This is a genomic window from Dankookia sp. P2 (assembly GCF_050632255.1).
Lineage (GTDB): Bacteria > Pseudomonadota > Alphaproteobacteria > Acetobacterales > Acetobacteraceae > Paracraurococcus.
The window spans coordinates 3,632,778-3,652,040 of record NZ_CP192581.1; the positions used below are offsets into that span (position 1 = coordinate 3,632,778).

Annotated in this window: 13 protein-coding genes and 7 pseudogenes; 9 read left to right on the top strand and 11 right to left on the bottom strand. The window is 70.7% G+C overall.

What is annotated here, in order from left to right; genetic code table 11:
- Window positions 1-90 precede the first annotated feature (90 nt).
- From rbfA to ACQ86J_RS21445, 6 genes and pseudogenes are all read left to right on the top strand, one after another.
- Window positions 91-507: pseudogene (rbfA, locus tag ACQ86J_RS21420) on the top strand (30S ribosome-binding factor RbfA).
- Window positions 508-626: 119 nt separating this feature from the next.
- Window positions 627-1,514: pseudogene (truB, locus tag ACQ86J_RS21425) on the top strand (tRNA pseudouridine(55) synthase TruB).
- A 48-nt stretch (window positions 1,515-1,562) separates the two neighbouring features.
- Entirely contained in the window at window positions 1,563-1,835 is a 273-nt protein-coding gene (gene rpsO, locus ACQ86J_RS21430; protein WP_431272488.1) for a 30S ribosomal protein S15, read from the top strand.
- Between the two features lie 499 nt (window positions 1,836-2,334).
- Window positions 2,335-4,540, top strand: a pseudogene (pnp, locus tag ACQ86J_RS21435) (polyribonucleotide nucleotidyltransferase).
- Window positions 4,541-4,622: 82 nt separating this feature from the next.
- Window positions 4,623-6,023 carry an NAD(P)H-dependent flavin oxidoreductase gene (locus ACQ86J_RS21440; protein ID WP_431267121.1) on the top strand — a complete coding sequence of 467 codons (1,401 nt, stop codon included), beginning with the start codon at window positions 4,623-4,625 and terminating at the stop codon, window positions 6,021-6,023.
- 132 nt (window positions 6,024-6,155) lie between these two features.
- Window positions 6,156-6,746 (top strand): cysteine hydrolase family protein, encoded by a 591-nt coding sequence (locus ACQ86J_RS21445; protein WP_431267122.1) that lies wholly within the window; start codon window positions 6,156-6,158, stop codon window positions 6,744-6,746.
- A 1,314-nt stretch (window positions 6,747-8,060) separates the two neighbouring features.
- Here the strand turns inward: ACQ86J_RS21445 and cbbX are convergent.
- The 7 genes and pseudogenes from cbbX to ACQ86J_RS21480 form a co-directional block, all read right to left on the bottom strand.
- Complete coding sequence (gene cbbX / locus ACQ86J_RS21450; protein ID WP_431267123.1) at window positions 8,061-8,933, bottom strand: CbbX protein; 873 nt, start codon at window positions 8,931-8,933, stop codon at window positions 8,061-8,063.
- Window positions 8,934-8,936: 3 nt separating this feature from the next.
- On the bottom strand, window positions 8,937-9,356 hold the full coding sequence (locus ACQ86J_RS21455; protein WP_431267124.1) for a ribulose bisphosphate carboxylase small subunit: 420 nt from the start codon (window positions 9,354-9,356) through the stop codon (window positions 8,937-8,939).
- Between the two features lie 13 nt (window positions 9,357-9,369).
- Window positions 9,370-10,301, bottom strand: a pseudogene (locus ACQ86J_RS21460) (ribulose-bisphosphate carboxylase large subunit).
- A complete protein-coding gene (locus tag ACQ86J_RS21465; RefSeq protein WP_431267125.1) occupies window positions 10,213-10,818 on the bottom strand; it encodes a hypothetical protein in 606 nt (201 codons plus the stop codon). Before ACQ86J_RS21465 ends, ACQ86J_RS21460 begins: the two are co-directional and overlap by 89 nt.
- A 23-nt stretch (window positions 10,819-10,841) precedes the next feature.
- Window positions 10,842-11,924 carry a class II fructose-bisphosphate aldolase gene (fba, locus tag ACQ86J_RS21470; RefSeq protein ID WP_431267126.1) on the bottom strand — a complete coding sequence of 361 codons (1,083 nt, stop codon included), beginning with the start codon at window positions 11,922-11,924 and terminating at the stop codon, window positions 10,842-10,844.
- A 23-nt stretch (window positions 11,925-11,947) separates the two neighbouring features.
- Complete coding sequence (locus tag ACQ86J_RS21475; protein ID WP_431267127.1) at window positions 11,948-12,763, bottom strand: phosphoribulokinase; 816 nt, start codon at window positions 12,761-12,763, stop codon at window positions 11,948-11,950.
- Window positions 12,764-12,837: 74 nt separating this feature from the next.
- Window positions 12,838-13,869 (bottom strand): class 1 fructose-bisphosphatase, encoded by a 1,032-nt coding sequence (locus ACQ86J_RS21480; protein ID WP_431267128.1) that lies wholly within the window; start codon window positions 13,867-13,869, stop codon window positions 12,838-12,840.
- Window positions 13,870-13,976: 107 nt separating this feature from the next.
- Between ACQ86J_RS21480 and ACQ86J_RS21485 the strand changes: the two are divergent.
- Window positions 13,977-14,917, top strand: a pseudogene (locus tag ACQ86J_RS21485) (LysR family transcriptional regulator).
- Window positions 14,918-15,551: 634 nt separating this feature from the next.
- Here the strand turns inward: ACQ86J_RS21485 and ACQ86J_RS21490 are convergent.
- The 4 genes and pseudogenes from ACQ86J_RS21490 to ACQ86J_RS21505 form a co-directional block, all read right to left on the bottom strand.
- Window positions 15,552-15,764, bottom strand: a complete 213-nt coding sequence (locus ACQ86J_RS21490; RefSeq protein ID WP_431267129.1) for a DUF2934 domain-containing protein — start codon at window positions 15,762-15,764, stop codon at window positions 15,552-15,554.
- Window positions 15,765-15,821: 57 nt separating this feature from the next.
- Window positions 15,822-16,289, bottom strand: coding sequence for an LrgB family protein (locus ACQ86J_RS21495; RefSeq protein ID WP_431267130.1), 468 nt, complete (start codon window positions 16,287-16,289; stop codon window positions 15,822-15,824).
- 101 nt (window positions 16,290-16,390) lie between these two features.
- A pseudogene (locus tag ACQ86J_RS21500) lies at window positions 16,391-16,546 on the bottom strand (LrgB family protein); the annotation flags it as partial.
- Complete coding sequence (locus ACQ86J_RS21505) at window positions 16,546-16,890, bottom strand: CidA/LrgA family protein (RefSeq protein WP_431267131.1); 345 nt, start codon at window positions 16,888-16,890, stop codon at window positions 16,546-16,548. The gene ACQ86J_RS21505 and the pseudogene ACQ86J_RS21500, both read right to left, overlap by 1 nt.
- Before the next feature lie 128 nt (window positions 16,891-17,018).
- Here ACQ86J_RS21505 and ACQ86J_RS21510 point away from each other — a divergent pair, with 128 nt between their 5' ends.
- Together ACQ86J_RS21510 and coaBC are read left to right on the top strand one after the other, a co-directional pair.
- Window positions 17,019-17,900 carry a TauD/TfdA dioxygenase family protein gene (locus tag ACQ86J_RS21510; RefSeq protein WP_431267132.1) on the top strand — a complete coding sequence of 294 codons (882 nt, stop codon included), beginning with the start codon at window positions 17,019-17,021 and terminating at the stop codon, window positions 17,898-17,900.
- Window positions 17,901-17,931: 31 nt separating this feature from the next.
- Window positions 17,932-19,108: pseudogene (gene coaBC / locus ACQ86J_RS21515) on the top strand (bifunctional phosphopantothenoylcysteine decarboxylase/phosphopantothenate--cysteine ligase CoaBC); the annotation flags it as partial.
- Between the last annotated feature and the right edge of the window lie 155 nt (window positions 19,109-19,263).

Consider the following 19,263-nt stretch of genomic DNA (forward strand, 5'->3'; position numbering starts at 1 on the left):
CTCCGGTGAATGACCGGGGCGCGGCGCCGCAGGGTGCCGCGCCCCTTTGCTTTTCCGACCAGAGCTTTTCGAGAAGAGGGTTCGACCCCCATGACCAAGCGCCACGCCGGAGCCGGCGAGGGCCCCTCTCAGCGCCAGTTGCGCGTCGCCGAGGAAGTGCGCCACGCGCTCTCCGCCGTCCTCGCCCGGGCGGACTTCCGCGACCCCGACCTCGCCGGCGCGCGGGTGACAGTGACCGAGGTCCGCGCCTCCCCGACCTCAAGCACATGACCGCCTTCGTCAGCGGCCTGGGCAAGGAGCTGCCGGAGGCGGCAATCCAGGGCGCTGAAGCGCGCCGCGCCCTATCTGCGCGGGCAGGTGGCCAAGGCGGTGCGGCTGCGCTCGGCGCCCGACCTGCATTTCCAGCAGGACACCGCGCTCGACTACGCCATGCAGATCGACCGTGCGCTGCGCCAGCCCGAGGTGGCGCGTGATCTCGAGCCGAAGCCGAAGGATGACGAGGCGTGAACCATCATCCCGGCAAGCCCCATTCCGGCAAATCCGGCGGCCAGCACGGCCGTCACCGCCAGCGCAAGCCAAAGGGCCGGCCGCTGGATGGCTGGCTGATCGTCGACAAGCCCTCCGGCATGGGCTCGACCGACGTGGTCAACCGGCTGAAGCGGCTGTTCGACGCGCAGAAGGTCGGCCATGGCGGCACGCTGGACCCGCTGGCGACCGGCGTGCTGCCGATCGCCTTCGGCGCCGCGACCAAGACCGTCCCCTATGTCATGGACGGCACCAAGACCTACCGCTTCACGCTGCGCTTCGGCGACCTGCGCGACACCGACGATGCCGACGGCAAGACCATCGGCACTTCCGATGTCCGTCCGACGGACGAGCAGATTCAGGCGGCGTTGCCGGCCTTCCGCGGCGACATCATGCAGGTCCCGCCAATCTTCTCCGCCATCAAGGTGGCCGGCGAGCGGGCCTACGACCTGGCGCGCGAGGGCCAGGTTGCGTGAGCTCGCCCCGCGCCCCGCCCGGGTCGACCGGTTCGATCTGGAGAGCCGCCCGGACGCCGACACGGCGATCTTCACCGTGCAGAGCGGCAAGGGCGTCTATATGCGCTCCCTCGCCCGCGACCTGGCGCGGGCCTGCGGCACGGTCGGGCATATCGCCACCCTGCGCCGCATGCGGGTCGGGCCGTTCCATGAGGACAAGGCGATTCCGCTGGACAAGCTCGGCCTGCCGGGCGATACGCCTGCCCCTTCCCCGGACCTCCTGCTTCCCGTTGCGACCGCGCTGGCCGACATCCCGGCGCTGGCCCTGACGGAGGCGGAGGCCATGCGGCTGCTGCAAGGCCAGGCCCTCGGGCTGGTCGAATTCATGGGCCGCATTCCTGACGATGCCAACCCCGCGGGGGGCCTGGTGCGCGTCATGGCGGGGGACGGTTCGTGGGGCTCTGCCGCCTGGACTCCGGCCTTGTGGTGCCGGAACGACTGGTGGCCCAGGAAGGCTCCCCGACCGGCGGTTGAAATATGCCGCAGGCCCCGAAGGGCCCGGCCAAGACGGAGAACAACCCGATGTCGGCAGTGTCCCCCGAGCGCCGCAAGGCGCTGATCACCCAGTACCAGACCAAGCCCGGCGACACCGGCAGCCCCGAAGTGCAGGTCGCCCTGCTGTCGGAGCGCATTTCCGGTCTGACCGAGCACCTCAAGACCCACGCCAAGGACTTCCATAGCCGGCGCGGCCTGCTGGTGCTGGTCGGCCAGCGCCGTGGCCTGCTCGACTACCTGAAGAAGAAGGACGCCGAGCGTTACACGCGCCTGATCGGCAGCCTCGGCCTGCGCCGCTAGCCAGCGGCGCCACCTGGGCCGGATTCCGGCCCGGGCCGGCGTTCCGGGGGGCAACTCCCCTTCGGGCGCCAGAATCCCGTGGTAATCGGGCCAGCCCCGCGCCATATGCTTCGCCCGGAGCCGGTGAGCCGACATGTGGTCGGGTTCTGCCGGGCCACCGCCGCGCACGCGGCGGGCTGACAGGACAAGCCGCGATCCCTGCCCGGGACGGCGACGGCGTTTCCGGCCACATGGAGCCCCGGCGACGGGGGCGGTCGTCCCGCAAGGGATGGCTCGCAGTCCATGCAGCCCGAAGCGCCGAGCCAATGCCCCTTGGGGCGCCCCTTAGGGACTTCGGCTGAAGACTGCCAACCCACCGCGTCGCACCATTCCGGATCGCCTGTGGCCAGCCTGGCCGCGGGCTCGCCGGCCTTGAAGCCAAGCCGCACCCCCGATGGGTCCGGCCGGACCGGATGCGCGGGGAAGGGCCCCGGCCTGCGGTCCCACGAAGGAACGACGCATGTTCGAAAACTACTATCGCAAGGACATCTCCTGGGGCGGCCAGCTTCTGACGCTGGAGACCGGCAAGGTTGCCCGTCAGGCCGATGGCGCCGTCATGGCCCGGCTCGGCGACACCATCGTGCTCTGCACCGTGGTCGGCGCCCGTTCGGTGAAGCCGGGCCAGGACTTTTTCCCGCTGACCGTGAACTACCAGGAGAAGGCCTTCGCCGCGGGAAAGATCCCTGGCGGCTTCTTCAAGCGCGAGGGCCGTCCCTCCGAGAACGAGACCCTGGTCTCCCGCCTGATCGACCGGCCGCTGCGCCCGCTCTTCCCGGACGGGTTCCGCAACGAGGTCCAGGTGATCGCGACCGTGCTGTCGCATGACCTCGAGAACGATCCCGACATGGTGGCGCTGGTCGGCTGCTCCGCCGCCCTGACGCTGTCCGGCATTCCCTTCTTCGGCCCGGTCGGCAGCGCCCGCGTCGGCTACATCGACGGCCAGTACGTGCTGAACCCGACCATGGCGCAGCGCCAGACCAGCAAGCTGGAACTGGTGGTCGCCGGCACCGCCGAGGGCGTGCTGATGGTCGAGTCCGAGGCGCAGGAGCTGTCCGAGGAGGTCATGCTCGGCGCCGTCGAGTTCGGCCACAAGGGCTTCCAGCCGGTCATCCAGGGCATCATCGAGCTGGCCGAGCGCGCCGCCAAGGAGCCCTGGGCGCTGCCCGAGGCCTCCGAGGCCGAGACCACGCTGAAGGCCCGCATCGCCGAGCTGGGCCGCGAGGCGATGGTCGAGGCCTACAAGGAGACCCAGAAGCTGGTCCGCCAGGGCAAGGTGGCCGAGGTCAAGAAGGCCGTCGTCGCCAAGCTGACCGAGGAGGGCCTCGATGCCGGCGCCGCCAAGGGCCTGCTGAAGGAGCTGGAGGCGGACGTGGTCCGCAACAACATCCTCGACACCGGGCTCCGCATCGACGGCCGTGACACCCGGACGGTCCGCCCGATCGTGGCCGAGGTGGGCGTGCTGCCGCGCGCGCATGGCTCGGCGCTGTTCACCCGCGGCGAGACGCAGGCCTTCTGCGTGGCGACCCTCGGCACCGGCCAGGACGAGCAGATCATCGACGCGCTGCCGGGCGAGTACCGGGAGCACTTCATGCTCCACTACAACTTCCCCCTACTCGGTGAACGAGACCGGCCGCATGGGCAGCCCGGGCCGGCGCGAGATCGGCCACGGCAAGCTCGCCTGGCGCGCCATCCGGCCGCTGCTGCCGGAGAAGGAGAAGTTTCCCTACACCCTGCGCGTGGTGTCGGAGATCACCGAGTCGAACGGCTCCTCCTCGATGGCGACCGTCTGCGGCACCTCCCTCTCGCTGATGGATGCGGGCACGCCGCTGAAGCGGCCCTGCGCCGGCATCGCCATGGGCCTGATCAAGGAGGACCGCGGCTTCGCCGTGCTGTCCGACATCCTCGGCGACGAGGATCACCTGGGCGACATGGACTTCAAGGTGGCCGGGTCCGAGCAGGGCATCACCGCCCTGCAGATGGACATCAAGATCACCTCGATCACCTTCGACATCATGCGCCAGGCGCTGGCGCAGGCGAAGGACGGCCGCATCCACATCCTCGGCGAGATGGCCAAGGGCCTGTCCGGCAACCGCGGCGACGTGGCGCAGAACGCGCCGCGCATCACCATGATGTCGGTGCCGAAGGAGAAGATCCGCGACGTGATCGGCTCGGGCGGCAAGGTCATCCGCGAGATCTGCGAAGTGACGGGCTGCAAGGTCGACATCGACGACGATGGCACCATCAAGGTCGCGGCGACTTCGACCGAAGCGGCGCAGAAGGCGATCGACTGGATCCGCGGCATCGTGGCGGAGCCCGAGGTCGGCGTGATCTACAACGGGAAGGTCGTGAAGACCGCCGATTTCGGCGCCTTCGTGAACTTCCTCGGCGCCAAGGACGGCCTGGTCCATATCAGCGAACTGTCGAACGAGCGGGTGAACCGCACGAACGACATCGTGAATGTCGGCGACCAGGTGAAGGTGAAGGTCCTCGGCTTCGATGACCGCGGCAAGGTGAAGCTGTCCATGCGGGTGGTCGACCAGGCCACCGGCGCCGACATCACCGAGCAGGTCGGCGCCCGCCGGCCGCGCGCCGAGGGTGAGGGCGACGACCGTGGCCCGCGTCGCGACCGCGGCCCGCGCCGCGAGCGTAGCGACGCCGCCGAGTAAGGCGGGAAAGGTGCGGCCGGGGTCCTGTACGGGGCCCGGCCGACCCAATTGGCGAACGTCCAGGATTGTCGAGGGTAGAGGCGTGAAGGCGATCAACGCGATCCGCATGGGCGGGGTCGAGGTTCTGCCGCTGGTCGAAGGCGGCAAGGGTGTAGCCGTCTCGAACGGTGCGACCTGCGGCGGCTGGGCATCCGGCGGCGGGGTCGGCACCTTCTCGGCGGTGAATGCCGACAGCTACGATGCGGACGGCACCCTCATCCGGCAGGTCTACCACGGCAAGACGCGCCGCGACCGGCATGAGGAACTGGTGGCCTACGGCATCGCTGGCGGCATCGCCCAGGCCCGCGAGGCGCATGAGCGCAGCAACGGCCAGGGCCGCATCCATGCCAATATTCTCTGGGAGATGGGCGGGGCGGAACGCGTCGCGCGCGGCATCCTGGATGGCGCCAAGGGGCTGGTGAACGGCATCACCTGCGGGGCCGGCATGCCCTACCGGCTGGCCGACATCGCCCGCGAGTACAACGTCCACTATTATCCTATCATCTCCTCCGCCCGTGCCTTCGTGGCACTGTGGAAGCGCAGCTACAGCAAGGCGCGCGAACTGCTGGGCGGCGTGGTCTACGAGGATCCCTGGCTGGCCGGCGGGCATAACGGCCTGTCGAACTCCGAGGACCCGCAGGTGCCGGAGGATCCCTATCCCCGCGTGCTGAAGCTGCGCCAGCAGATGCGCGAGCTCGGCCTGGGCGACGTGCCGATCATCATGGCCGGCGGCGTCTGGTGGCTGGAGGAATGGGCCGACTGGATCGACAACCCCGAGCTCGGGCCGGTCGCCTTCCAGTTCGGCACGCGGCCTCTGCTGACCCAGGAAAGCCCGATCTCGGATGCCTGGAAGCAGCGCCTGCTGACCCTGCAGGCCGGCGACGTGCTGCTGCAGCGCTTCTCCCCGACCGGCTTCTACTCCTCGGCCGTGCGGAACGACTTCATCCGGGAGCTCGAGGCGCGCAGCGAGCGGCAGGTCGCCTACACCGCCGAGCCGGTCGGTGACCACACCGCGGAATACGCGGTCGGCCCGCGCAAGCGGAAGGTCTGGCTGACGCCGCATGACCTGGAGCGGGTGCGCAGCTTCGAGGCCGCGGGCTTCGTCGAGGCGATGCGCACGCCGGACAACACGCTGATCTTCGTCACCCGCGACAAGCAGGCCGAGATCATCAAGGACCAGGTCGACTGCATGGGCTGCCTGTCGGCCTGCCGCTTCAGCAACTGGTCGCAGCACGAGCCGGACTACGACACGGGCAAGAAGGCCGACCCGCGGAGCTTCTGCATCCAGAAGACGCTGCAGGACATCGCGCATGACGGCGCGCTGGAGCACAACCTGATGTTCGCTGGGCACAATGCCTACCGCTTCGGCTCGGACCCTTTCTATTCGAATGGCTTTATCCCGACAGCGAAGCAATTGGTCGAGCGGATCCTGACCGGCCGCTGAGCGGCTGCGTCTGGCACCGCGCTTGCAACGACCGCCGCGCAGCAGGAGCGCGGCGGCCATGTCCATCCTTATCGAAGCCGAACCAGCCCCCTCGCGGCCGAGCGTGCCGCGACCGCGCTGGTCATCATCGACATGCAGCGGGACTTCCTGCTGCCTGGCGGTTTCGGCGAGGCGCTCGGCAACGACGTCTCGCGGCTCGCCGCGGCGATCGGTCCCTGCCGGGCGGTGCTGGCCGCCGCCCGCACCGCCGGGCTGCTGGTGATCCATACCCGCGAAGGCCACCGCCCCGACCTGACCGACTGCCCGCCGGCGAAGTGGGAGCGTGGCCCGCCCGGCCGGCGGATCGGCGATCCCGGCCCGATGGGCCGCATCCTGATCCGCGGCGAGCCGGGGCACGACATCGTCCCCGAACTGGCGCCGGTCCCGGGCGAGGTGGTGCTGGACAAGCCTGGCAAGGGCGCCTTCTGCGAGACCGATCTCGACCTGATCCTGCGCAACCGCGGCATCCGCACCCTGCTGGTCTGCGGCGTGACCACCGAGGTCTGCGTCAACACCACGGTGCGCGAGGCCAATGACCGCGGCTATCGCTGCGTGGTGCTGGCGGATTGCTGCGGGTCCTACTTCCCGGAATTCCACGCGATGGGCCTGGCGATGATCAAGGCGCAGGGCGGGATCTTCGGCTGGGTGGCGGATTCCGCCGCGGCGATGCGGGCGCTGGCCTGAAAGGCCGTCCACGCGCCGGGTGCCAGACCTCAAAGAAAAAGATGAGGGGTCCGGGGAAAATACCTTCTCCCCGGCCTTTCTTGTTCCCGGTCTACACGCCGCGCAGCGCGAGCAGCGCGGCGCCGACCGCCGCTTCCCCGAGCGCGCCGGCAGCATCGGCACGCCGAGCTGCCGGGCGCGGATGGCGGTCCAGGTGGCATTGCCGGCGCCGCTGCCGAGGCTGCGGACCGAGCGCAGCGGCGGCGCGCCGAGCGCGGCCAGGCGGAGGTAGCCCAGCGCCTCGATCCGCGCGATGCCCTCCAGCAGTCCGTGCAGGAAGGCCGTGTCGTCTGCAGGGCGCGGCGTCTCGCGCGGCGGCAGGGCGGGATCGGCGATGGGGAAGCGTTCCCCGGGCCCGGGCAGCGGGTAGTAGTCGAGGCCGGTCGGGAGCGATGGATCGATGCCGGCGGAAAGCCGCGCCAGCGCCGCCGGGTCGAAATGCCGCGCCAGCGCCCGGCCGCCGCTATTGGATGCGCCGCCGGCCAGCCAGAGCCCGCCCAGGCGATGGCTGTAGACGCCGTATCCCGGCGCCACCACCGGCCGGTCGCAGGCGAGTTTCAGGGTCAGGGTGGAGCCGAGCACCGTCACGCCCTCCCCGGGCTCGCTTGCGCCGGCGGCGAGGAAGGAGGCGCAGCCATCCGTGGTGCCGGCGCAGACCACCGCGCCGCGCGGCAGGCCAAAGCGGCCGGCCGCGATCTCGCCCAGCGCGCTGCCGGGCACTGCCACCTGCGGCAGAAGGGCGGTGTCGAGGCCGGTCGCCCCCAGCCAGCCGGGCCAGCACTGGGCAACGGGATCGTAGCCGGTCTTCAGCGCATTGTTCTCGTCGGTGTGGTCCCAGCGGCCGAGCAGCGTCCCGAGGATCCAATCGGCTTGATGCAATAGGTGCGCGACGCCGGGCCGCGCCTGCATCCCGAGCGCCTTGGCCAGTGGCGAGGTGGCGCCGCGCGCCGGGCTGCCGGCGGGCGCGACGCGGGCAATGGCCGCCACCGCCGCGGCTGGCGCCGGCGCGTCGTACATCGCCGGGGGACCGACCGGCCGCCCCGCCGCATCCAACGCCAGCAGCGTTCCGGAGGTGCCGGCAACCGCGATGCGGCGCACCGCGTCCAGCGGCACCTGGGCGAGGGCGGCGTCCAGCGCCTCCAACCAGGCCGCCGGCTCCGTCGCGCGCGTCGGCGGCAGCGGCATGCCGGCCTGCGCCACCACCTGCCCCGTCGCGTCCAGCACCGCCACCCGCAGGCCGGAGGTGCCGAGGTCGATCCCCAGCGCCACGCCCATTCAGGCCAGCACGCGGCTGGCGAGGATCTCCTCCGGCCCGATGGTCATCAGCGCCTCGGCCGTCACCGCCTCGGGCCGCTCCTCGAACAGCCGCACCGCCTGGCGCAGCCGCGCACGGTCGAGCGCATTGCGCACGCTGCGCGCATTGGCGAAATGCGGCTGCCGCATCCGCGCCGCGAGGTATTGCACGAAGGCGTCCTTCGCCTCCGGGCTGAAGCGGTAGTTCTGCGCCGCCAGCATCAGCTCGGCGATGCGCATCAGCTCCCCGGCGTCATAGTCGGGAAAGTCGACGTGATGCGCGATGCGCGACCGCATGCCGGGATTGGAGCCGAAGAAGCGTTCCATCCGGTCGGCATAGCCGGCGAGGATGACGACGAGGTCGTTGCGGCGGTTCTCCATCACCTGCAGCAGGATCTCGATCGACTCCTGCCCGTAGTCGCGCTCGTTCTCCGGCCGGTAGAGGTAGTAGGCCTCGTCGATGAAGAGCACGCCGCCCATCGCCTTCTTCAGGATCTCCTTGGTCTTCGGCGCGGTGTGGCCGATGTACTGACCGACCAGGTCGTCGCGGGTGACGGAGACGAGCTGATTGGTATGGATATAGCCGAGCCGGTGGAGAATATCCGCCATCCGCGCGGCGACCGTGGTCTTGCCCGTTCCCGGGTTGCCGGTGAAGGACATGTGCAGCGTCGGCGTCTCGCTGGTCAGGCCCATGTCGCGGCGCAGCCGGTCGACCAGCAGCAGCGCCGCGATCTCTCGGATGCGGCGCTTCACCGGGGCGAGGCCGACCAGCGTGCGGTCCAGTTCCTCGAGCACCGCGCCGAGGCCCGAGGCCTCGAAGGCCGCGCGCAGGTCGACGGTCGCCGCCGCGTCCATGCGCTAGTACCGCTCGCCCATCGGCTTGGCCGCGGCATAGGCCCGCGTGGTGTAGCGGATGTCGCGGCCGTTCGTCTCCTGCCGCTCCAGCGCGAAGCCGGGCTCCTCCGCCGGCCGGTCCGTCAGGAAGGAGAGCCGGAGGCTCTCCCAGGTATGGGTGCTGTCGAAGGCGCTGAGCCGGATATAGGCGCGGCCGCCATGCACCTTGCGGCATTCGCCGAGCTCGTAGAGCACCGCGGCGGGGTCCTTGAGATCGAACATCGGCAGGCCCCACATCTCCCAGTAGGTGTTTCTTGGATGCGGGTCGTCGGTGTATTCGATGTTCACCGCCCAGCCGTTGCGGATGCAGTAGCCGACCTGGGCGGCGATTTGCGCCTCGGTCAGGTCGGGCAGGAAGCTGAAAGTGCCTTGGGAGAGGCGCATCGATCCTGGTCCTTCAGGCGACGGAGACGGTGGGGACGAAATCGGGCGTGTCGGTCGAGGCGTAGTCGAAAGTCACGTCCTTCCAGATCTCCAGCGCCTGGGCCAGCGGCGTGCAGTGGCGCGCCGCGGCGGCCAGGATGTCCGGCCCCTCCGCCATGATGTCGCGGCCCTCGTTCCGCGCCAGCACCATGCATTCCAGGGCGACGCGATTGGCGGTGGCGCCGGCGGCGATGCCCATGGGGTGACCGATGGTGCCGCCGCCGAATTGCAGCACCACGTCCTCCCCCAGCAGGGTCAGCAGCTGGTGCATCTGCCCGGCATGGATGCCGCCCGAGGCCACCGGCATCATCCGCCGCAGCCCGGCCCAGTCCTGCTCGAAGAACAGCCCGTGCTCGAGCCGCTGCGGATTGTGCGGCTCGCGGCAGATGTCGTAATAGCCGGCGGTCGTCGCCGGGTCGCCTTCCAGCTTGCCGACCACGGTGCCGGCATGGATGTGGTCGACCCCGCGAGGCGCATCCACTTGGCTATGACGCGGAAGCTGACGCCATGCGTCTTCTGCCGCGTATAGGTCGAATGCCCGGCGCGGTGCAGGTGCAGGATCATGTCGTTGCGCCGCGCCCATTTCGCCATGGACTGGATCGCGGTGTAGCCGATGACGAGGTCGATCATGATGATGGAGGAGCCGAGCGACCTGGCGAATTCCGCCCGCTCGTACATGTCCTCCATCGTCCCGGCGGAGACGTTGAGGTAGGTGCCCTTCACCTCGCCGGTCATCGCCTGGGCGCGGTTGACGGCTTCCATGCAGTAGAGGAACCGGTCGCGCCAGTGCATGAAGGGCTGGCTGTTGATGTTCTCGTCATCCTTGGTGAAGTCGAGCCCGCCCTTCAGCGCCTCGTACACCACGCGGCCGTAGTTGCGGCCCGAGAGCCCCAGCTTCGGCTTCACCGTGGCGCCCAGCAGCGGGCGGCCGAACTTGTCGAGCCGCTCGCGCTCGACGACGATGCCGGTGGCGGGCCCGTCGAAGGTCTTCACATAGGCGACCGGCAGCCGCATGGTCCTCGAGCCTGAGCGCCTTCAGCGGCTTGAAGCCGAAGACATTGCCGATGATCGAGGCCGAGAGGTTGACGATCGAGCCCGGCTCGAAGAGGTCGAGGTCATAGGCGATATAGGCAAACCACGAGCCCGGCGCGCCGGGGACGGGGTCGATCCGGTAGCACTTGGCGCGGTAGTGGTCGGCCGCCGTCAGCCGGTCCGTCCAGACCACCGTCCAGGTGGCGGTCGAGCTTTCGCCGGCGACCGCGGCCGCAGCTTCCTCCGGGTCGACGCCGTCCTGCGGCGTGACCCGGAAGCAGGCGAGGATGTCCGTCTGCTTCGGCTGGTAGTCCAGGTCGAAGTAGCCCATCTCCTTGTACTTCATGACGCCCGCGTCGTAGCGGCCGCGTGGAGGGCTGGCGACGTTCATCCTCGTGTCTCCCTGGAAGCGGGTCAGGCGGCGCGCGCGGCACCCCCGATGACGGGGTCGAGCGCGCCGCGGGCGTAGAGCGCGGCCATCGCCGGCAGCGGCATCGGCTTCAGCTTCGGCGCCTGGCCGGCGGTGCCGAATTCCTCGAAGCGCCGGGCACAGAGCGCGGTCAGCGCCGCCATGGCCGGCTTCATGAAGGCGCGCGGGTCGAACTCGCCGCGCTTCTCCGTCGCCACGCGGCGGAATTGCCCGGCCATGGCGATGCGGCAATCGGTGTCGATGTTGATCTTGCGGACGCCGTGGCGGATGCCTTCCTGGATCTCGGCCACCGGCACGCCCCAGGTCTGCGGCATCTGCCCGCCGAATTCGTTGAAGATGTCCTGCAGCTCCTGCGGGACGGAGGAGCTGCCATGCATCACCAGGTGCGTGTTCGGCAGCCGCGCATGGATGGCGCGCACCACCTCCATCGCCAGGATGTCGCCGGTCGGCGCACGGGTGAACTTGTAGGCGCCGTGGCTGGTGCCGATGGCGACGGCCAGCGCATCGACGCCGGTGCGCGCCACGAAATCCTGCGCCTGGGCCGGGTCGGTCAGCAGCTGGTCGCGGGAGAGCACGCCCTCGGCGCCGTGGCCGTCCTCCTTCTCTCCCTGGCCGCTCTCGAGCGAGCCGAGGCAGCCGAGCTCGCCCTCGACCGAGACGCCGACGCCATGCGCCATCTCGGCGACCTTGGCGGTGACGGCGAGGTTGTAGTCGTAGTCGGCCGGCGTCTTGCCGTCCTCGCGCAGCGAGCCGTCCATCATCACGCTGGTGAAGCCGTGCTGGATCGCCGAGAGGCAGGTGGCCGGCCGGTCGCCGTGGTCGAGATGGAGGCAGACCGGCACGTCGGGCCAGGTGGCGACCGCGCCCTGCACCATGGCGGTCAGCATGAAGTCGCCGGCATAGGCGCGGGCGCCGCGGCTGGCCTGGATGATCACCGGAGAGGCGGTCTTCGCCGCCGCCTCCATGATGGCGCGGAGCTGTTCCATGTTGTTGATGTTGAAGGCGGGCACGCCATAGCCTTGCTCGGCGGCGTGATCCAGCAATTGGCGAAGGGTGACGAAGGCCATGCGCATGTTCCCGTGATATGGACTCACCGTGCCCGGCGGCTGCGGTCGATGAGCTGCAGCACCATGGGCGTCATGATGAGCTGCATGGCAAGGTCGAGTTTCGATCCGGGGATGACGATGGAATTGGCCCGGGACATGAAGCTGTCCCGCAGCATCGAGGTCAGGTAGGCGAAGTCGATGCCGCGCGGGTTGCGGAAGCGGATCACCACCATCGATTCATCGGGCGTCGGTATCCAGCGCGCCATGAAGGGGTTGGAGGTATCGACCGTCGGCACGCGCTGGAAATTCACGTCCGTCTCGGCGAATTGCGGGCAGATGATGCGGACATAGTCCGGCATGCGACGCAGGATCGTGTCCATCACTGCTTCGGTGGAGTAGCCGCGCACCGACTTGTCGCGATGGATCTTCTGGATCCATTCGAGATTGATGACCGGCACGACGCCGACCTTCAGGTCGGCATGCCGGGCGATGTCCACCCGGTCGGTTCGCACCGCGCCATGCAGGCCTTCGTAGAACAGCAGGTCGGTGCCGCGGGGGAAGTCCGCCCAGTCGGTGAAGCTGCCGGCCGGCGCGCCGTGCTGCGCCGCCTCGGCCGCGTCGTGGATGTAGTGGCGGGTGCGGCCGTGGCCTTCCGCGGCATAGGTGGCGAAGACCGCCTCCAGCTCCTCCAATAGGTTCGCCGCCTCGCCGAAATGGCTGAAGTGGCGGTTGCCCGCTGCCTCGGCCTCCGTCATGGCGCGGCGCATCTCGGCCCGGTCGTGGCGGTGGAAGGCGTCGCCTTCGATCCAGGCGGCGGTGATGCCCTCGCGGCGGAAGATCTGCTCGAAGGTGTGCTTCACCGTGGGTGGTGCCGGCGCCGGAGGAGCCGGTAACCGAGATGATGGGGTGGCGGACCGACATCGCGCGCGTCCCCTCAGGACCGGAACAGGCCGCGGGCGCCGAACAGCGGGCGCTGCCCCGCCGCCGGCACGCCGTCCAGATGCAACGACACCACCCGCGCCACCTTGTCGCGCGACCCGAAGATCAGCGGCACGCGCTGGTGCAGCGTGTGCGGCGCGATCCCGAGGATCGGCACGAAACCATCCGTCGCGGTGCCGCCGGCCTGGTGCATCAGGAAGGCGATCGGGTTCGCCTCATAGACCAGGCGCAGCCGGCCGCGGCCATAGCCGGGCCGCGCATCGCCCGGATACAGGTAGATCCCGCCGCGCAGCAGCACCCGGTAGGCATCGGCCGCGACGCAGCCGAGCCAGCGCATGTTGTAGTCGGTGCCGCGCGGGCCCTCGGCGCCGGCGACGCATTCCTCGACGAAGGCGCGCACCGGAAGCGGCCAGTGCCGGGCGTTGGAGGCATTGATGGCGTATTCCCGCCTGGCCTCCGGCATACGGACATCCGCGCGGGTCAGGCGGAACTCGCGGATCCGGCGGTCGAGCGTGAAGATTTGCACCCCGACGCCCATGGTCAGCATCAGCACCGTGTGCGGGCCGTACAGCACGCAGCCGGCGGCCAGCTGGCGGTCGCCGGCGGCGGTGAAGGGCAGCGCGGGGTCGTCGTGCCGCTCGCTCGGCAGCAGGGAGAACAGCGTGCCGAGCGGCGCGTCGATGTCGATGTTGTTCGACCCGTCCAGCGGGTCCATCGCCACCGCGATCGGCGCGGCGCCGCGCAGCGCGACAGCGGCCGGCATTTCCTCGGAGGCCACGGCGGCGACCGGGGCCTTCTGCAGGTGCCGCAGGAACAGGTCGTTGGCGCGGACGTCGAGCGCCTTCTGGCCATCGCCGTCGTCGCTGGCGCCGACCACCCGGCCGAGCTCGCCGGCCAGCGGCCCCTCGGCGACCAGCTCGGCCAGTTCCGCGGCGGCGCGGGCCAGGGCGAAGATCGTCTCCGCCACGGCCTGGCGGCCGTGGCTGGGGCCGGCCCAGGCTTCCAGATGCTCCGCGAGCTGCGTCACGCCGCGTCCTCCCCCAACCGGCGCCTTCAGCGGCGCATCGGCTGGACCCGATGGGGCGACATTAGGCGGGCTGGCGGGGCCAAGAAATTCCTTTAATCTTGTCGTCAATGAAAGAAAAACTTGTCAATTTTTCCCGCCGCACCTCGCTCCGCCAGCTGCGCGCCCTGGGCGCGGTGGCCGGGACCGGCAGCGTGACGGCGGCGGCGGCGCAGCTTTCGCTGACCCCGCCCGCTGTCGCGCAACAACTGCGGTTGCTGGAGGACGCGCTGGCCGGCGTACCGCTGCTGGAACGCACGCCGGCCGGCATGCGCCCGACCGAGGCGGGGCGGGAGGCGCTGGCGGCGCTCGGCCGGATCGAGGCGGCTCTGGCGGATTGTGCCGCGGCGATCGAAGCACTGCGCGGCGTGGAAGGCGGCCGGGTCGCGGTCGGCGTGACCAGCACGGCGAAGTATTTCGCGCCCTTCGCCCTCGCCGCCTTCCAGCGCGCCCATCCCGGCGTCGAAATGCGGCTTTCGGTGGGCAATCGGCAGCAGGTTGTGGCGGCACTGGAGGGGTTCGAACTGGACCTGGCGGTGATGGGCTACCCGCCGGACCACTTCCCGGTGGAGCGCGCGGTGCTCGGCCCACACCCGCATGTGATCATCGCGCCGCCCGGGCATCCGCTCGCGCGGCGGCGGGCCATCCCGCTGGGCGCGCTGGTGGGGAGACCTTCCTGCTGCGCGAGCCCGGTTCCGGCACCCGCGACCTGATGCGGCGGCTGTTCGGCGCCGAGGTCGACGGGCCCCGGATGGAGATCGGCAGCAACGAGACGATCAAGCAGGCTGTCATGGCGGGGATGGGGATCGCGCTGCTCTCGGCCCATACCATCGCGGCGGAGCTGCGCGACGGGCGGCTGGCGATCCTCGACGTGGCGGGGCCGCCGGCGCTGCGGCAGTGGTTCCTGGTGCGCCGGACGGAGAAGCGGCTGCTGCCGGCGGCGCAGGCGATGTGGGACCATCTGGCGCGCCACGGGGCGGAATCCCTGCCGGCGCTGCCGGCCGAGGCGTAGATGCCGCCGCGCGACGAGTGCCAATCCACAAAGATAGAGGTGGGGCCAGGGAGGATACCTCCTCCCTGGCCTTGCCTGCTTCAGCCGACGACCCGCAGCCCGGCCGCGAAGCGCTGCCAATCTCGCCACGTAATGCGCCGCCGACCGGCGCAAATCCTCGGCGGCCGAGTCCGGCAGCACCCGCGCCACCTTGGCCGGGCTGCCGACGATCAGCGAGAAGTCGGGAAATTCCTTGCCCTCGGTCACCAGCGCATTGGCGCCGACGATGCAGAAGCGGCCGATCCGCGCCCGGTTCAGCACCGTCGCTCCCATCCCGATCAGGCTGCAATCGCCCACTGTGCAGCCGTGCAGGATGGCGTGGTGGCCGACCGTCACGTCCTCGCCCACCGTCAGCGGGCTGCCGCTGTCGGAATGCAGCATGGCGCCTTCCTGGATGTTGGTGCGGGCGCCGATCGCCATCGCTCTCGTTGTCGGCGCGGATGACGGCGCCGAACCAGACGCCGACATCCTCGCCGAGGGTGACGCGGCCGATGACATGCGCATCCGGCGCCACCCAGTAGCGGCCGGCCGGCGGCATCAGGGACAAGGTCGTGCAGGGCGTAGACGGGCATCGGCGTTTCCTCCTGGCCGGGCTTCATAGCCGGTCGCCGGTGATGGGGACATGGGAGGGCGGGTCGCTGGCCGGGAAGCTCTCGGCGCCTTCCTCGTCGAGATAGGCCTCGCGCTCCTCGACCAGCCGGCGGGCGAGGTCCCAATGCGCCGCGGCGCGCCCGTCCGGGCAGCCTTCCGCCTGCCAGATGGCATAGGCGCGTTCCTGGATGCGCTTGTGCAGATCGGTGTCGGACATTCCGGCCTCCTTGCTCCGTGCCGGGCCAGCTTGCCGCAAGCCGGTCCGGCGCCGCCATCACCCGCCTGCCAGCAGCCGCCACAGCAAGGGCAGCAGCAGCGCCGTCGCCAGCGCGTTCAGCCCCATCGCCAGCCCGCTGAAGGCCCCGGCGGTGGCGTTGACCGAAAGCGCCCGCGCCGTGCCGATGCCATGCGCCGCGGTGCCGATGGCGAGACCCCGCGCCCGCCAGTCCTTCACCCGTACCAGGTCGAGCACCGCCGGCCCCAGCGCCGCGCCGACCACGCCGGAGCAGATCACCACAGCGGCGGTCAGCGACGGCAGCCCGCCCAACCGCTCGGCGATGCCCATGGCGACCGGGGTGGTGACGGAGCGCGGAGCGAGCGAGGCGGTGACCTCCGGCGCCGCGCCGAGGGCCAGGGCGAAGGCGACGCCGGCGCCGGCCGCGAAGAGCCCGCCGGTGACCACCGAGATCGTCGCGGCGAGCGCCGAGCGCCGCACCACCTGCCATTGCCGGTGCAGCGGCACGGCCAGGGCGACGGTCGCCGGGCCGAGCAGGAAGTGGACGACCAGTGCGCGCCCTCGAAATAGGCGCGGTACTCGACCCCGCCGAGCAGCAGCGCCGCCGCTAGCAACGCCACCGCGAACAGCACCGGATTGGCCAGCGGGTGCCGGCGGAACAGCCGCTGGATCCGCAAGGCACCGAGCCAGGCGAGCAACGTGGCGGTCAGCGCCGCCAGGGGCTCCCGCGCCAGGTAGACCCAGATCTCCGATAGGTCGGTCATCAGCCGAGCCGCCGCAACAGCGCCTGCGCCAACCGCCCCGTCGCGGCAATGCCGAGCAGCGTACCGGCGACCACGGCCAGCGAGATCGGCGCCCAGTCCCGCGCCAGCAGCGGCAGATACAGCATCACGCCGACCCCGGCCGGGACGAAGAGCAGCCCGAGATTGCCGAGCAGCGCATCCGCCGTCGCGCCTAGCGCCAGGGCCGCCGGCCTGCCGCGCAGCACCAGCCCGGCGAAGAGCAGCACCATGCCGATCACCGGGCCCGGCACCGGCAGGTGCAGGGCGCGGACCAGGATCTCCCCGGCCAATTGGCAGACGAGCAGGGTGGTGAGCGCACCGATCATCCAGGACCTCCGGTCAACCCGCCGAGCATGCCTCCGGGCGGGTCTGTGCCCAACGCGCCGCGGGGAGTCGCGCTGCGGCGCCGGCGGCGCTAGCCTCTCGCCAAAGCACGGCAAAGAAGGAACGCGCCATGTCCTCGCTCAGCGCCCTCAACGGCCCCCGCATCAAGGTGGGCGCCCGGGCCGGCCAGGCCTATGAGACGATCGGGGTGAACCGCCTGACGCCCCTGATCGGCGCCGAGATCAGCGGCGTCTCACTCGGCGGGCCGATCTCCAACCGGCAGATGGACGAGATCCACCGGGCGCTGGCCGAGCACCTGGTGATCTTCTTCCGCGACCAGCACATGTCGCAGGAGCAGCACCTCGATTTCGGGCGGCAGTTCGGCGAGTTGCACCTGCACCCTGCGGCACCGCACGAGCCCGGCCACCCCGAGCTGATGATCATCAAGGCCGACGAGACCTCGGTCCGCGCCAATGGCGAGGGCTGGCATTCCGACGTCTCCTGCGACCTCGAGCCGCCGATGGGCAGCATCCTCTATATCCGCGAATGCCCGCCGGATGGCGGCGACACGCTGTTCGCCAGCATGTACGGCGCCTACGACGCGCTGTCCGACCGGATGAAGGCCTATCTGGAGGGCCTCACCGCCGAGCACAGCGGCGAGCATGTCTATCGCGGGATGTTCGCCAAGGAGGGCGTGGCCGACAAGGCCAGCTATCCCCGCGCCGAGCACCCGGTGGTGCGCACCCATCCGGTGACCGGGCGGAAGGCGCTCTACGTCAACCGCGGCTTCACCACCCGCATCCTCGGCATCCCGCGCGACGAGAGCGACGGCATCCTGGCCTGGCTCTACCAGCACATGGAGAACCCGCTGTTCCAGTGCCGCTTCCGCTGGCAGCCCAATCCCGTCGCGTTCTGGGACAACCGCTGTGCCCAGCACCGGGCGATGTGGGACTACTGGCCGAACCGGCGCTACGGCAACCGCGTCACGGTGAAGGGCGAGCGGCCGGTTTGATCGGCGGCGGCGGTCCTGTAGTTTCGCTGCCATGCTGAATGACCGCCGCATCCTGCTGATCGTCTCCGGCAGCGTCGCCGCCTACAAGGTGCTCGACCTGACCCGCCTGCTGCGGAAGGCGGGCGCTGCCGTCACCGCCATCCTCACCGCCGGCGGCGCCCGCTTCGTGACGCGGGAGGCGCTGGCGGGCATCACCGGCCAAAGGGTGCATGACGACCTCTGGGCCGCCGAGGCGGAGATCGGCCATATCCGCCTGGCCCGGCTGCCGGACCTGGTGGTGGTCGCCCCCGCCTCGGCCGACCTGCTGGCGAAGATGGCGAACGGGCTGGCGGACGACCTGGCCTCCACCGTCCTGCTGGCGACCCGCGCGCCCATCCTCGTCGCCCCGGCGATGAACCCGGCGATGTGGGAGCATCCGGCGACCCGGGCCAACCTGGCATCGCTTGCGGCGCGTGGGGTGCGGGTGGTCGGCCCCGGCGTTGGCGCCATGGCGGAGCCCGAGAGCGGTCCCGGCCGGCTGTCCGAACCCGTCGAGATCCTGGCGGCGATCGAGGCGCTGCTCTCCCCCGCCGGGCTTCCGCTGGCGGGGCGGCATGCGCTCGTCACCGCCGGTCCGACGCATGAACCGATCGACCCGGTGCGCTACATCGCCAACCGCAGCAGCGGCAAGCAGGGCTTCGCAATCGCCGCCGCGCTGGCCGCGCTCGGCGCCCGCGTCACCCTGGTGAGCGGCCCGGTCGGCCTGCCGGACCCGGCGGGGTCGGCGTCGTCCGGGTCGAATCGGCGCGCGAGATGCTCGCCGCCTGCGAGGCCGCGCTGCCGGCCGACATCGCCGTCATGGCCGCCGCCGTCGCCGACTGGCGGGTGGCGCGGGAGGCGACGCAGAAGCTGAAGAAGACGCCGGGCGCCGCGGCGCCGACCCTCGAGATGGCGCTGAACCCGGACATCCTGGCGACCCTGTCCCGCCACGCCCGGCGCCCCGGCCTGGTGGTGGGCTTCGCCGCCGAGACCGAGTCCGTCGTCGCCCACGCCACCGAGAAGCGGCTGCGCAAGGGCTGCGACTGGATCGTCGCCAATGACGTCTCCGGCGACGTCATGGGCGGCGAGCGCAACACCGTGCATCTCGTGACCGAAGCGGGGTCGAGGACTGGCCGGAACTGCCGAAGGCCGAGGTCGCGGGACGGCTGGCGTCGCGGATTGCCGAGACCGTGGCAAAGCCGCCCCCGGCTGACGCGGGGCGCCGCGGCGCTTGCGGACCCGGCGGGCACGATGCCATGCAGCAGCCCATGCCCGATGCCACAGCCGGCCCGCGCCCGGCGCCCCGCGCGATCCTGCCGGCCGAGGCCGCCACGCTGCTGCTGGA

Excerpts from the sequence above, each read along its gene's own strand:
- ACQ86J_RS21510 (WP_431267132.1), top strand. The coding sequence starts at position 17,019 with ATGTCCTCGCTCAGCGCCCTCAACGGCCCCCGCATCAAGGTGGGCGCC.
- fba (WP_431267126.1), bottom strand. The coding sequence starts at position 11,924 with ATGGCCTTCGTCACCCTTCGCCAATTGCTGGATCACGCCGCCGAGCAA.
- ACQ86J_RS21505 (WP_431267131.1), bottom strand. The coding sequence starts at position 16,890 with ATGATCGGTGCGCTCACCACCCTGCTCGTCTGCCAATTGGCCGGGGAG.
- ACQ86J_RS21465 (WP_431267125.1), bottom strand. The coding sequence starts at position 10,818 with ATGAACGTCGCCAGCCCTCCACGCGGCCGCTACGACGCGGGCGTCATG.
- rpsO (WP_431272488.1), top strand. The coding sequence starts at position 1,563 with ATGTCGGCAGTGTCCCCCGAGCGCCGCAAGGCGCTGATCACCCAGTAC.
- ACQ86J_RS21490 (WP_431267129.1), bottom strand. The coding sequence starts at position 15,764 with ATGTCCGACACCGATCTGCACAAGCGCATCCAGGAACGCGCCTATGCC.
- ACQ86J_RS21445 (WP_431267122.1), top strand. The coding sequence starts at position 6,156 with ATGCAGCGGGACTTCCTGCTGCCTGGCGGTTTCGGCGAGGCGCTCGGC.
- ACQ86J_RS21455 (WP_431267124.1), bottom strand. The coding sequence starts at position 9,356 with ATGCGCCTCTCCCAAGGCACTTTCAGCTTCCTGCCCGACCTGACCGAG.
- cbbX (WP_431267123.1), bottom strand. The coding sequence starts at position 8,933 with ATGGACGCGGCGGCGACCGTCGACCTGCGCGCGGCCTTCGAGGCCTCG.